Genomic DNA, 13,099 nt, shown 5'->3' on the forward strand with positions numbered 1-13,099 from the left:
GCCCACCTTTTGGTTGTCAACTGGACTTATTGAGTGATCACAATATTCTCTTTACTTGGATCAACGTGTTGCATCTGCAATTTTTCAGTCGCAATCCGTTCAACCCGACTGTGATCACCCAGTGCGTTCTCTTCAAGGAGCAGATTACGCCACTCAATATCCTGAGCATCAAGCTGGATCACTTGACGCTCTTTTTCCGCAGTCAATAAGCGGGTCTGATGTGTGACCGTCACAACGCTGATGGCTGACACTACAACGGCTACCAGCAAAATCAGCGGGAGTTTGGCATTACGAATTAAATCGCTAGCAATCACTCCAACTAACCCATGACGTTCACCAGCCATCATTCACTCACCTTTTCAGCAAACCGCAAAACCGAGCTCCGCGCTCTTGGGTTTGTGGCTACTTCACCCTCTGAGGGTTTCATTTTGCCAATGGATTTCAGACTTCTTCCCCCCAGCGTTTTTAACTGCGCTTCCGTGAGAGGCAAACCGACTGGAACCTGTGGCCCCTGACTGTGTTGTCGGATAAAGCGTTTCACTATGCGATCTTCCAACGAGTGGAAACTGATGACAGATAATCGCCCTTGTGGTGCCAGAACGCGTAGTGCACCCTCTAATGCACGTTCTATCTCTTCCAGTTCACTGTTAATGTAAATCCTGATAGCCTGAAAGCTGCGTGTTGCCGGATGCTTATGCTTTTCTTTAATTGGACTTGCCTGAGCAATTAACTCTGCCAGCTCACGCGTACGCGTAATCGGTTGTTCCTGATTGCGTGCCACAATAGCCTTCGCAATACGTTTGGCAAAACGTTCTTCACCAAATGTTTTTAACACCCATGCGATGTCATCTGCTTCAGCCTTCATCAACCACTCTGCAGCAGACTGCCCCCGTGTGGTATCCATACGCATATCCAATGGCCCATCACGCATAAATGAAAAACCACGTTCAGGATCATCCAGTTGTGGGGAAGAAACCCCTAAATCCAGCAATACGCCATTAATTTTTCCAACCAGACCCGCCTCTTCTACATAAGTTGCCAATTCAGAAAATGGCCCATGAGTAATAGAAAAACGCTTGTCCGTAATGGCCTTTGACGCTTCAATGGCTTGTGGGTCACGATCGATCGCCATTAAATGTCCATTGGGTCCCAATTTCGACAAAATCAGGCGAGAATGCCCTCCGCGCCCAAACGTTCCATCGATATAAATTCCATCTTCTTGAATATTCAATCCATTGACAGCTTCATCCAGCAGTACACTGGTATGCTCAAAATGACTATTTGCCATGTTATAGTGATAAATCCTGTAGCCTTGCTGATAGAGGTTCTTGTGTGGATTGCTCAACCGCAATATCATCCTGTACCTGTTGATACCAAACTTGTTCATCCCACAATTCAAATTTATTAAATTGCCCAACCAGCATGACCTCTTTTGTTAGCCCTGCGTGCTGACGCAGTGTGCTGGCTAATAAAAGACGTCCTGCACTGTCCATTTGACATTCACTGGCGTGTCCCAATAGCAAACGTTGAACACGACGTTCGGCTGGATTCATGCTGGATAAGCGAGATAATTTTTTTTCGATGATTTCCCATTCGGGTAATGTATAAAGCAACAAGCACGGCTGATGAAGATCAATAGTACAAACCATTTGGCCTGTTGATACTTCATTCAGCATTTCTCTATATCGGGCTGGTACAGTAAGTCGCCCTTTGCTATCGAGATTAACCAGCGTTGCTCCACGAAACATACTCAGGTTACCCCTTGATGGCCCAAATCTCCACATTATCCCACAAATCACCACAATTAAGAGTTTACGGATGGTATGAAAACCTTGTCAAGCCAGAGCCCGTGCGCTTTAGCTAGATTTACAGAAAGATTCGGGAGAGAAAAAGAAGGAATTTCTAGATTTGGCTATATTAATAATAGATAACACTATGATAATTTTGAATAATTTAATAAATCTGTAGCGAGCCTTATTGGGGATTGAATTTAGTACAATTAATTACCACTTAAATTAATTTATGTAACCCATATCTCATTGTTGCTCAATTGTTACTCGTCATAAACTTATTAATAATAACTATCCATTTGGGTTACAATAGTATAAAAAATAATAACATATTGAAATTTTGTATTTATCTAAAAACATAAAATGATTATATATCAATTAAGTAAAAAAATAACTCTCAAACAACAAATAACTTACATAAATAATAACTCGCTATCACAAAATTATTCATCTTGTGAATTTAAATAACACATTATCGATTTTCACGGTTATAAAAAGCCATTTAGAAGAATTTTAGTAAGAATAATCTCAAAATTACCTTAATGCGCGTATTTTGATGATGTTAAGCAGGTAAACAGCACCCTCATCTTTAATGAGGGTGCTCAATTAGGCTTTTCGACTTAACTTACCACGACGACATAGATGACGACGCATTCGGGTTATTCCGGGGGTTGGACGCTGCTTTTCATCCAAACTGGCTAATACCAGTTCAAGGGCACGTTCAGCGACATCACGATGGCGTTGTGCCACCGACAATACCGGACATTCAAGGAAATCAAGTAACTCATGATCACCAAATGTGGCAATAACCAATTGACTTGGTAACCGACCACCGCGCTTGAGAAGCGTATCCATGACGCCCTGAAGTAACGCAAATGAAGTCGTATACAAAGCCTGAGGAACAGGATTAGTTTCCAACCATAACGCAAATACTTCTGCCGCAGCTTCACGTTCATAGCTATTGGCATAAAGATAGTTGACTTCCCGTGGATCATGTTCCCACGCTTCGCGGAAACCTTGTTCACGCAAAAAACTGACCGATAATTCAGGTAATGCTCCCAAATAAAGGACAGATTCAGCCGGAAATTGACGCAACTCCTGTGCCAGCATTTTCGCATCTTCGAGATCATCTCCAACCACACTGATAAAGTGTTCGCTGTCCAAGGCACGGTCAAGTGCGATGATTGGCAATGAGCGATTCACCCAACGCTGGTAGAAAGGATGCTCAGGCGGTAAAGCGGTAGAAACAATGATCGCATCAACCTGACGTTGCAAAAGATGTTCAACGCAGCGCATTTCATTATCTGGCTGATCTTCCGAACAGGCGATCAACAACTGGTAGCCACGTTGCCGTGCCTGACGTTCAAGATAATTGGCAATACGGGTGTAGCTCGTATTTTTCAGGTCGGGTATGACTAAACCAATTGAACGGGTTCGCCCCGCCCGAAGGCCAGCAGCGACAGCATTAGGATGATAATTATGCTCCTTAACCACTGCCATCACTTTTTCTACTGTTTTATCACTGACCCGATACTGTTTGGCTTTACCATTGATGACATAACTGGCCGTAGTACGTGAAACACCAGCTAAGCGGGCGATCTCATCCAGTTTCACATTAACCCCTCAGTAAGATTATGAAAAAGCCCTACTTTACAGTAGGGCTCAATGAATATCTGTATTTTAACCCGCAGATTACGATTTTTCATCGCATAATTTTATCGCCGCGAGAGACTCCAACTATGCCCGAACGCGCCACTTCGACGATCTCCGCCACTTCCCTGACTGAATCAAGAAAAGCGTCCAATTTTTCACTCGTCCCCACTAATTGGACGGTATAGAGTGTTGCAGTCACATCAACGATCTGCCCGCGAAAAATATCGGTGCTGCGTTTAATCTCTTCCCGCGCGTATCCACTGGCTTGTAATTTTACCAGCATGATTTCCCGCTCAACATGAGGCCCTGCTGTTAATTCATTGACCCGCAATACATCTACCAATTTATGCAATTGCTTTTCAATTTGTTCCAATACCTTGGCATCACCTTTGGTTTGGATAGTCACACGTGACAATGTGGGATCTTCAGTAGGAGCAACGGTCAAGCTCTCGATGTTATAACCCCGTTGGGAAAACAAGCCAACCACGCGGGATAATGCTCCCGATTCGTTTTCAAGTAATACAGACAAAATCCGGCGCATGATCAGGTCCTCTCTGTTTTGCTTAACCACATTTCATCCATTGCTCCGCCTCGGATCTGCATTGGATAAACATGTTCTGTTTCGTCAACGGTAACATCCACGAAAACCAGACGTTGATTTTCAGTGACTTCATGCAGTGCCTGGGTCAATTTCGTCTCCAACTCATCATAAGTTTGGATGGAGACACCAATATGCCCATAAGACTCTGCCAATTTGACGAAATCAGGCAGGGATTCCATGTAGGATTGAGAATGACGACCCGCGTATATCATATCCTGCCATTGCTTCACCATCCCCAAGAAACGGTTATTCAGATTCAGCACCAGCACAGGCAGACCATATTGCAAAGCAGTAGACAATTCTTGAATATTCATCTGAATACTGCCATCCCCTGTTACACATACTACCGTGGCTTCAGGTTTCGCCAACTTCACGCCAAGCGCAGCAGGCAAGCCAAACCCCATCGTCCCTAAACCACCAGAATTGATCCAACGTCGCGGTTTATCAAAGGGATAATGCAGAGCGGCAAACATCTGATGCTGACCAACATCTGACGCAATGTAGGCGTCCCCTTTGGTTAGGCGATAAAGGGTTTCAATGACCGCTTGTGGCTTGATTTTCGCTGTCGTGTGATCGTAATCAAGACACTTGCGGCTGCGCCACTGTTCAATCGCAAGCCACCAATCTTTCAGGGCATCAGGATCTTGGGTATCTTCCGTAGAATCCAATAATTCCAACATCTGACCAAGGACCTGTTTGGCATCGCCAACAATAGGAATATCCGCTGTTACCGTTTTTGAAATTGAAGTTGGATCGATATCAATATGTAATACGGTTGCTTCGGGGCAATATTTTTCCAGATTATTGGTTGTTCGATCGTCAAAACGCACACCCACGGCAAAAATAACATCAGAGTTGTGCATCACTTTATTCGCTTCAAACGTTCCGTGCATCCCCAGCATGCCTAAGCTTTGGCGATGTGTTGCAGGAAATGCACCTAATCCCATCAACGAACTGACGACCGGAAGGTGAAAATGTTCAGCCAACTTCAACAGTTCAGTTGTACATGCTGAATTTATGGCACCACCCCCGACATAAACCACGGGTTTTTTTGCCCTCATCAGCGTCTTCAATACACGTTTAATTTGTCCCTTGTGTCCCTGCACGGTAGGGTTATAAGAGCGCATGGTAATTTTTTCAGGGTACACATACGGGAATTTCAATGCAGGGTTGACGGTATCTTTGGGAAAATCGATAACAACAGGCCCCGGCCGACCACTTGCAGCCAGGTAAAAAGCTTTTTTAATTGTATTTGGGATATCTTCTGCTTTTTTCACCAGAAAACTATGCTTCACGATGGGTCGGGAAATTCCCACCATATCGCACTCCTGAAAAGCATCATTACCTATCAGGGAACTGGCAACCTGACCAGATAACACGACCATAGGAATTGAATCCATATATGCCGTTGCAATGCCCGTAACGGCATTCGTTGCTCCTGGCCCTGAGGTGACTAAAACAACCCCGACTTTTCCCGTACTACGCGCGTACCCATCCGCCATATGAACAGCCCCCTGTTCATGGCGCACTAAAATATGTTCGATTCCCCCAATCGTATGCAGGGCATCATAAATATCCAGTACCGCCCCGCCCGGATAACCGAACACGTGTTCAACGCCCTGATCGATTAGCGATCTGACAACCATTTCGGCTCCTGACAACATCTCCATCGAGTTTGCCTCCAGGCTCTGTTTGCAAGTTAATCGTCGTAATTTCATAAGGTAACGAAAAAGTTACCTTATTTATTCCATTTCTTATTTATTCCATAACGCTAAGTTAACTAACATAACGTTAGATACAAGTGTTAGCAAACATCAATTTACATATTGAAAACATTTATTGAAGAAGAGTCGAACTTTTGCCTATTTTCAATCCCGATACATAGATTCAATTTCGCGCTGATAATGCTGAGAAATAACCTTGCGGCGTAATTTCAATGTCGGCGTTAATTCTCCTTTTTCCATTGAAAAGGCTTCCGGCAAAAGAGTAAATCGTTTGACTTGATGGAATTTGACAATATTTTTCTGCATTTCCTTTAAGCGCCGTTCAAACAACGCTATAACCTGCTGATTGTGCAGCAGTTCAAGGCGGTCGCGGTAATGGAGATTAAGAGATTTCGCGTACTCTTCCAGTGCTTCATAGCTGGGGACAATCAACGCAGAAACGAATTGGCGGGCATCAGCAATAACGGCAATATGTTCAATAAAACGATCCTGCCCCAACATCCCTTCAATCATTTGTGGCGCAATATATTTACCTGTTGACGTTTTCATCAAATCTTTCAGACGCTCGGTAATAAACAGATGACCATTATCATCCAACCTTCCGGCGTCGCCTGTCCGCAACCAGCCATCCTCCGTAAAGGCATGGACTGTTTCCTCTGGGCGATTAAAGTAACCTTTCATTACAATAGAGCCACGCACCTGGATCTCCCCTTCCGCACTAATGCGAACATCAATCCCAGGCAATGGCGTACCAATTGAGCCTAACAGATAATTTTTTTCTTCCCAGCACGACACCGTCGCGCAAGTTTCTGTCATGCCGTATCCATATTTAATGTTGAGGCCAATAGACAGGAAAAAACGGGTAATGGCATCATCAAGGCGTGCTCCCGCTACTGGTAAGAAACGTACCCGTCCGCCCAAAAGGTTGCGGAGTTTGCTCAACACCAATTTGTCAGCCAATTGATAACTACAGCGAGTGAATGGGCATCCTTTTTTATTCTTCTGCTGACGCCCCCAGCGCTCTTCTCCCCGCTTCAATGCCCAGTGAAAAATCATCCTACGCCAAAAAGGCGCGCGGGAAACTTTTTCTAAGATCGCACCATGAACTTTTTCATAAAAACGGGGAACAGAACACATCACCGTCGGATGCACATCAGACATAGCTTCACGCACAAGATTGGTTTCTGTTAAATAAACGTTCAGGGCGCCAGTGTGCATGACATAATAACTCCAGGCCCGCTCAAAAATATGGGATAGTGGCAGAAAACAGAGTGATACATCCTGATTGGTCAATGTTAACCTCTGGTCATGCAGATAAAGCTGTGCCGCCATATTCCGGTAATCCAGCATCACCCCTTTTGGCTCTCCCGTTGTACCAGAGGTATAGATTAGGGTGAAAAGGTCATTTAAATCCTGCCCCGCAATACGGCTATTAAATTCTGCCTGATATTGCGAATAGTCATTATCAATCAAAGCGGATAAATACAATGCCTGCGGACATCCTTTCAAGTCCACAGATTCATCCATAATAATAAGATGAGTAAGTTTAGGACACCGTTCGATCAGTGTTATGGCAATATCATATTGTTCCTGCCCACCAACAAATAACACCTCTACTGCTGCATCATTGAGAATAAATGTGGCCTGCTCACAAGTATTGGTCGCATACAATGGCACAGTCACAGCCCGAAGCTGAAGGATAGCTAAATCAGCTAATGACCATGCCATACAATTCTGCGCAAAAATACCCACTTTCCCCTGCACTGCTACTCTCAATGACAGTAATGCTTTTGCCACCGATCTCGTTGTGCATTCAATCTGTCGCCAATTCATTTCCAACTGTTCTGATGGAGACCACTGCCGAAAGGCAACTTTTTCTGGATATTCATTGAATTGCTGCTGCAATCGGTTAACCAAGTGATAGGAGTGCAGAGGATCTGTTATCACAATATATTCCTGTATCAATATTTCATTTAGCATCTTTAGTAAGTGTATGACCTACTTTTCAGCTTACAGATGTTAGCTATTTCCGCGCAGTCTACTCATTCCTGGTAAAAGGGGGAAGTCCATTTTTGATATCTTCTCCCCTGCTCTACTTTACTGTGATCTATTTTTGTTCACCAAGATGACTTAATAGTGATTTCATCCACTGATGGCCTTTATCCCGATCTATTGCACCATGCCATATCAAATAACAAGGACGAAAAATCGGACCATTAGGCAAAGATACTGAACAGATATTTAGCTGTTCGGAATAGTGTTCAACCATCCATTTTGGTACTATGGCAACTAAATAAGTCTGAGAGACAATATTAAGAACGCTATTTAAATCCGTTCCCTGATAAGAAATAGAACGCAATAATTCATTATTTTCATAGTAAGGTTTACTAAATGAATCTATGTTATCCAATGCAACGATGGCATGTCTTTCTTCCTGCAATTGCTGCTGAGTAATTTCCTTACTAATTCTAGGATGATGTTTAGAAACAGCCAAAACCAATTCATCATTAAACAGAGAATAATTATGAAAATTAGGGCATTCCAATTGGTTATAACTGATAACAAATTCTATTTCCTGATACTTTAATTGCTTCTCAATATCATCATTAATTTGTGTTTTAATGACAATTTCGATATTAGAAGCCTGTTTTTTTATCTGCCCAACAATTTGAGCAGCTAAACGAATATCAAGGGGACTACAAATAGAGAGATGAAATACCCTTGTACTCTTGTTGGGATCAAATCCCACGCCAGGTAGTTCATTATGAACAATTTGCAGTGCTTGCCTAAGTGGTCCAAAAAGCTGTTTTGCCCTCGCCGTTGGCTGAATACCTCGACCATAACGAACAAATAACTCATCACCGAACATCGTTTTCAAACGCGATACAGCATTACTGACAGCCGGTTGTGACATTCCCAATGCCTGAGCTGCACGTGTAATATTCTGCATTTGCATGACAGTATCAAAAACAGTCAGCAAATTAAGATCCACACCCCGCAATTGAATATCACACGATTCTTTTTTTTCTGTCATTATTTCACTCCACTAAACATAGCAGTGTCCTCATTAAATATGAATATTGACTGTATTTAAATAAAAAATCTCAATATCATAAACAGCCTTATCCATTAATAAGATTAATTATCCAAATTTATTAGAAAATAAATCAAGATTCATTCTTGTACAAAAACCAAAATACGCATAACCAATGCATTTTTATCTACGTAATCGTAATATTTTTATAGGAATAAATATTAATTTTTTATATATAAATAGCAATAACTAAAATTACACTAATGACTTGTACCGCAAACAATTAGCCAATAATGAAATTCAAATCTATCAAAATACAATTTATTAATATTCTATATGGTTATGATTTCTTAACCTAAAGCACGGTGGTTAACATCCATCTATCCTTGTTCCAGAGAAATAAGGTTGACTGTATAAAATAACAGGCATCTCATTTATTATCCATCAGGGCAGGATTTTACTCCATATATTGATACAAAAAATAGATAAAAACATCGCTAAAAATGTAAAAAATAGTCACCCAACTCAACAATTGCTCAATAAACAATCCAAAATTCGCACAATCTACGCTAAATTCGTATTTATACTGCTTGACATTATTTTTTAGATAAAGTATCTATAAAATACATTAACAATTAAAACTAAATTAACAAATTTACAAAGGTTAGCTCACATGATTCATTCTGTTCTTCTACTAAGCCTACTAATGATCGCCTTTAATGCGCGCGGTATGCTGGTAGGTAAAAAACAGGGATAAGTTAACCTACATCAGACATAAAAACCCGCGCCATGCGCGGGTTTTTTTTACCTGCCGGCGCTCAAAAATAAATAAATCCCATTTACCAAACTAATTAACAGGAGCACAACATGAGCCAGCAAGTTATTATCTTCGATACGACGTTACGTGATGGAGAACAGGCATTACAAGCTAGCCTGAGTGTGAAAGAGAAACTGCAAATCGCTTATGCACTGGAAAGGCTGGGAGTTGATGTTATTGAAGCGGGTTTTCCAGTTTCTTCTCCGGGAGATTTTGAATCAGTTCAAACCATCGCCCGTGAAATCAAGAACAGTCGTATCTGTGCCTTATCCCGCTGTGTTGACAAAGATATTGATGTCGCGGCCGAAGCCCTGAAAGTCGCTGAAGCCTTCCGCCTGCATATGGTACTGGCTACCTCAAATCTGCACGTCGAACATAAATTAAAAAGAACCTTTGATGATGTTGTAGAAATGGCGGTTCGCTCTATCAAACGGGCACGCAACTACACCGATGATGTTGAATTTTCCTGTGAGGATGCCGGTCGTACAGATATCGATAATTTGTGCAAAATTGTCGAACAAGCCATCAAAGCGGGCGCAACCACCGTCAACATTCCAGACACGGTTGGTTACACAACGCCTTACCAGTTTGGCGGCATTATACGTACATTATTTAATCGCGTACCCAATATTGATAAAGCGATTATTTCAGTCCACTGCCACGACGACTTAGGCATGTCTGTCGCTAACTCCATTACAGCCATTCAGGAAGGGGCTCGTCAAATAGAGGGCACTATCAATGGATTAGGAGAACGCGCAGGTAACTGTTCACTGGAAGAAGTGATCATGACGATCAAAACACGCCAGCAAATGTTAGGTGTGCATACCAATATCAACCATCAAGAAATTTACCGTACCAGTCAATTAGTTAGCCAAATTAGTAATACACCGATCCCCGCTCATAAAGCCGTTGTTGGCAGTAATGCGTTTTCCCATTCATCCGGCATTCATCAGGATGGTGTGCTGAAAAATCGTGAAACTTACGAGATCATGACGCCAGAATCCATCGGCCTGAAAGATACCCAGTTGAACCTGACTTCACGTTCTGGACGTGCCGCAGTGAAACACCGTATGACAGAAATGGGCTATCAAGAGAGTGACTACGATCTGGATGTACTGTATCAGGCATTCTTGAAATTGGCAGACAAAAAAGGACAGGTGTTTGATTACGATTTGGAAGCCTTAGTGTTTATCAATCAACAGCAACAAGAACATGAACACTTCCGTCTGGACTATTTCAGTATTCAGTCAGGCTCTAATGTTGTACCTACTGCAACCGTTCGTCTGGCCTGCGGAGATGAAATCAAATCTGAAGCCTCAACGGGCAATGGGACTGTTGATGCTATCTATCAGGCTATCAACCGCATTACCGGTTACCCTCTGGAATTAATTTCTTATCAATTATCCGGTAAGGGGCATGGTAAAGATGCTCTCGGTCAGGTTGACATTATCGTGGAGTGTTTTGGCCGCCGTTTCCACGGAGTAGGTTTGGAAACTGACATTATTGGCTCCTCTGCCAAGGCAATGATCCATGTTCTGAATAATATCTGGCAGGCAGAGCAAGTAGAAAAAGAGAAACAACGTATCTCCCAAAACAGCAATACTCACGCTCATCGGAACAACAAAAAGGAAACGGTATAATCATGACTTCAAGCCAATCTATTTCAAATGACACGATCCCAGGCAAACAAGAAACTCAGCATTGCCACATTGCTGTTTTACCTGGTGATGGCATTGGCCCTGAAGTGATGAAGCAAGCCTACAAAGTGTTGGATGCCATCCGTCATCGTTTTAATATCCGTATCACAACCAGCGAATATGATGTGGGAGGGATTGCTATTGATCGTCATGGCACGCCTTTGCCTCAAGAAACAATTGCCGGTTGCGAAAAAGCTGACGCTATTCTATTTGGCTCCGTAGGTGGCCCGCAATGGGAACATCTGCCACCCGCCGAACAGCCAGAACGAGGGGCATTATTGCCATTGCGCAAGTATTTTAAATTATTCAGCAACTTACGACCAGCCCGCTTATATGCAGGCTTAGAATCTTTTTGTCCGCTTCGCCATGATATTGCCGCCAAAGGCTTTGATATTTTGTGCGTCCGTGAGCTGACAGGCGGAATTTATTTTGGGCAACCCAAAGGGCGCGAAGGTGAAGGGAAATATGAGCGTGCTTTTGATACCGAAATTTATCATCGTTTCGAGATAGAACGGATAGCGCGTATTGCTTTTGAATCTGCGCGCAAACGCCGCCATAAGGTCACTTCGATTGATAAAGCGAATGTTTTGCAAAGCTCCGTGCTATGGCGTGAAGTCGTTGGCAAAATCGCCAAAGATTATCCTGACGTTACCATCGAACATATGTATATCGATAATGCCACCATGCAGTTGATCAAAAATCCCGCCCAATTTGACGTTCTATTATGCTCCAATATTTTTGGCGATATTTTATCCGATGAGTGCGCTATGATCACGGGTTCAATGGGAATGTTGCCTTCTGCCAGCCTGAATGAAAAAGGTTTTGGCTTATATGAACCTGCTGGTGGTTCAGCCCCTGACATTGCCGGTAAAAATATCGCTAACCCAATAGCCCAGATATTATCCACAGCACTGTTGCTGCGCTATAGCTTTGGACACCTTGATGCCGCTGATGCTATTGAACGGGCGATCAGCCACGCTTTAGAACAAGGTTATCGTACCGCAGATCTCGCAGGTAATGACACAGCGGTCAGTACCGATGAAATGGGCGACATCATTGCACGTTATATCACCGAAGAAGTTTGGTAAAGGGAAACATAGCCATTTAAAAAAGCCAGTAACATAGCTTACTGGCTGGTAAAAAATATCATGACTCCCCAAAAATTGGGGCTGGTGCAAATTATGGGGATAAACGCATCGTGTGAGGAGCAAAAATGAACACTTTTGGATGGGTTGATGTTAAATCTGCGTGGATTACGTCTCCAGACGGATAATTCACAGGAAAAGCTAAAGTTATAAACATTTATTGTCTGGCCAGAACCATTTTATTCACTTTTTCTGTGGATATGTATGTGAAAAAGAGCGGGGTAAAACGGGTATACTTTTATTACATATTTTTACACTCTCTATAGGAGTAAATGGATATTTATTATTTTTCAATATATTAATATATTTTATACCCCTTTTGACATGGCATATCACTGATGAAAATTTTTAGACCTCCTCATACTGAGCAAACATTAACCATAGATGATTTTATCCACAGGATATGCCTTTTAGTTAAACAAAAATCGCCTATCTTTGTAGAAAACATCATTCATTAGCGCTGTAAATCAAACCAGTGATCTCACTTTTTATCACTTATCCCATAAATCTGTGGATAACATGGTGTAAGATCCTGTTTATTATCTTTGGGAACAGGTGAACAATCATAACGAGTCTATTTTTAATGCAGGAAATAACCATGAAAAGATCTTTTATATCATGCTATTATCAAAGAGTTC

At 42.3% G+C, this 13,099-nt stretch carries 10 protein-coding genes; 2 read left to right on the forward strand and 8 right to left on the reverse strand.

Going from position 1 to position 13,099, the window contains the following annotated elements; genetic code table 11:
- Positions 1 to 26: 26 nt before the first annotated feature.
- The 8 genes from ftsL to leuO all read right to left on the reverse strand — a co-directional run bounded on the left by ftsL (position 27) and on the right by leuO (position 8,802).
- Positions 27 to 347, reverse strand: coding sequence for a cell division protein FtsL (gene ftsL / locus Xedl_RS39195; RefSeq protein ID WP_074022998.1), 321 nt, complete (start codon positions 345 to 347; stop codon positions 27 to 29).
- On the reverse strand, positions 344 to 1,288 hold the full coding sequence (gene rsmH / locus Xedl_RS39190) for a 16S rRNA (cytosine(1402)-N(4))-methyltransferase RsmH (RefSeq protein ID WP_074022997.1): 945 nt from the start codon (positions 1,286 to 1,288) through the stop codon (positions 344 to 346). Before rsmH ends, ftsL begins: the two co-directional genes overlap by 4 nt.
- 1 nt (position 1,289) lies before the next feature.
- Positions 1,290 to 1,748 (reverse strand): division/cell wall cluster transcriptional repressor MraZ, encoded by a 459-nt coding sequence (gene mraZ / locus Xedl_RS39185; protein WP_047767655.1) that lies wholly within the window; start codon positions 1,746 to 1,748, stop codon positions 1,290 to 1,292.
- A 648-nt stretch (positions 1,749 to 2,396) separates the two neighbouring features.
- Positions 2,397 to 3,404, reverse strand: a complete 1,008-nt coding sequence (gene cra, locus Xedl_RS39180) for a catabolite repressor/activator (protein WP_074022996.1) — start codon at positions 3,402 to 3,404, stop codon at positions 2,397 to 2,399.
- A gap of 88 nt (positions 3,405 to 3,492) precedes the next feature.
- A complete protein-coding gene (gene ilvN, locus Xedl_RS39175) occupies positions 3,493 to 3,984 on the reverse strand; it encodes an acetolactate synthase small subunit (RefSeq protein ID WP_167366717.1) in 492 nt (163 codons plus the stop codon).
- 2 nt (positions 3,985 to 3,986) lie between these two features.
- Complete coding sequence (ilvI, locus tag Xedl_RS39170) at positions 3,987 to 5,714, reverse strand: acetolactate synthase 3 large subunit (protein WP_074022995.1); 1,728 nt, start codon at positions 5,712 to 5,714, stop codon at positions 3,987 to 3,989.
- 198 nt (positions 5,715 to 5,912) lie between these two features.
- Positions 5,913 to 7,748, reverse strand: a complete 1,836-nt coding sequence (locus tag Xedl_RS39165) for an AMP-dependent synthetase/ligase (protein WP_208605032.1) — start codon at positions 7,746 to 7,748, stop codon at positions 5,913 to 5,915.
- Positions 7,749 to 7,875: 127 nt separating this feature from the next.
- Positions 7,876 to 8,802, reverse strand: coding sequence for a transcriptional regulator LeuO (gene leuO / locus Xedl_RS39160; protein ID WP_074022993.1), 927 nt, complete (start codon positions 8,800 to 8,802; stop codon positions 7,876 to 7,878).
- An 867-nt stretch (positions 8,803 to 9,669) separates the two neighbouring features.
- Between leuO and leuA the strand changes: the two genes are divergently transcribed.
- Both leuA and leuB read left to right on the forward strand, forming a co-directional pair.
- Positions 9,670 to 11,259, forward strand: a complete 1,590-nt coding sequence (gene leuA, locus Xedl_RS39155; protein WP_074022992.1) for a 2-isopropylmalate synthase — start codon at positions 9,670 to 9,672, stop codon at positions 11,257 to 11,259.
- Positions 11,260 to 11,261: 2 nt separating this feature from the next.
- On the forward strand, positions 11,262 to 12,404 hold the full coding sequence (gene leuB / locus Xedl_RS39150) for a 3-isopropylmalate dehydrogenase (RefSeq protein ID WP_074022991.1): 1,143 nt from the start codon (positions 11,262 to 11,264) through the stop codon (positions 12,402 to 12,404).
- Positions 12,405 to 13,099 lie beyond the last annotated feature (695 nt).

The sequence above is a fragment of the Xenorhabdus eapokensis genome, assembly GCF_001908105.1.

What these genes read in the sequence shown, in the direction of transcription:
- ftsL (WP_074022998.1), bottom strand. Translation starts at nt 347, where the DNA reads ATGATGGCTGGTGAACGTCATGGGTTAGTTGGAGTGATTGCTAGCGAT.
- rsmH (WP_074022997.1), bottom strand. Translation starts at nt 1,288, where the DNA reads ATGGCAAATAGTCATTTTGAGCATACCAGTGTACTGCTGGATGAAGCT.
- mraZ (WP_047767655.1), bottom strand. Translation starts at nt 1,748, where the DNA reads ATGTTTCGTGGAGCAACGCTGGTTAATCTCGATAGCAAAGGGCGACTT.
- ilvN (WP_167366717.1), bottom strand. Translation starts at nt 3,984, where the DNA reads ATGCGCCGGATTTTGTCTGTATTACTTGAAAACGAATCGGGAGCATTA.
- ilvI (WP_074022995.1), bottom strand. Translation starts at nt 5,714, where the DNA reads ATGGAGATGTTGTCAGGAGCCGAAATGGTTGTCAGATCGCTAATCGAT.
- Xedl_RS39165 (WP_208605032.1), bottom strand. Translation starts at nt 7,748, where the DNA reads ATGCTAAATGAAATATTGATACAGGAATATATTGTGATAACAGATCCT.
- leuO (WP_074022993.1), bottom strand. Translation starts at nt 8,802, where the DNA reads ATGACAGAAAAAAAAGAATCGTGTGATATTCAATTGCGGGGTGTGGAT.
- leuA (WP_074022992.1), top strand. Translation starts at nt 9,670, where the DNA reads ATGAGCCAGCAAGTTATTATCTTCGATACGACGTTACGTGATGGAGAA.
- leuB (WP_074022991.1), top strand. Translation starts at nt 11,262, where the DNA reads ATGACTTCAAGCCAATCTATTTCAAATGACACGATCCCAGGCAAACAA.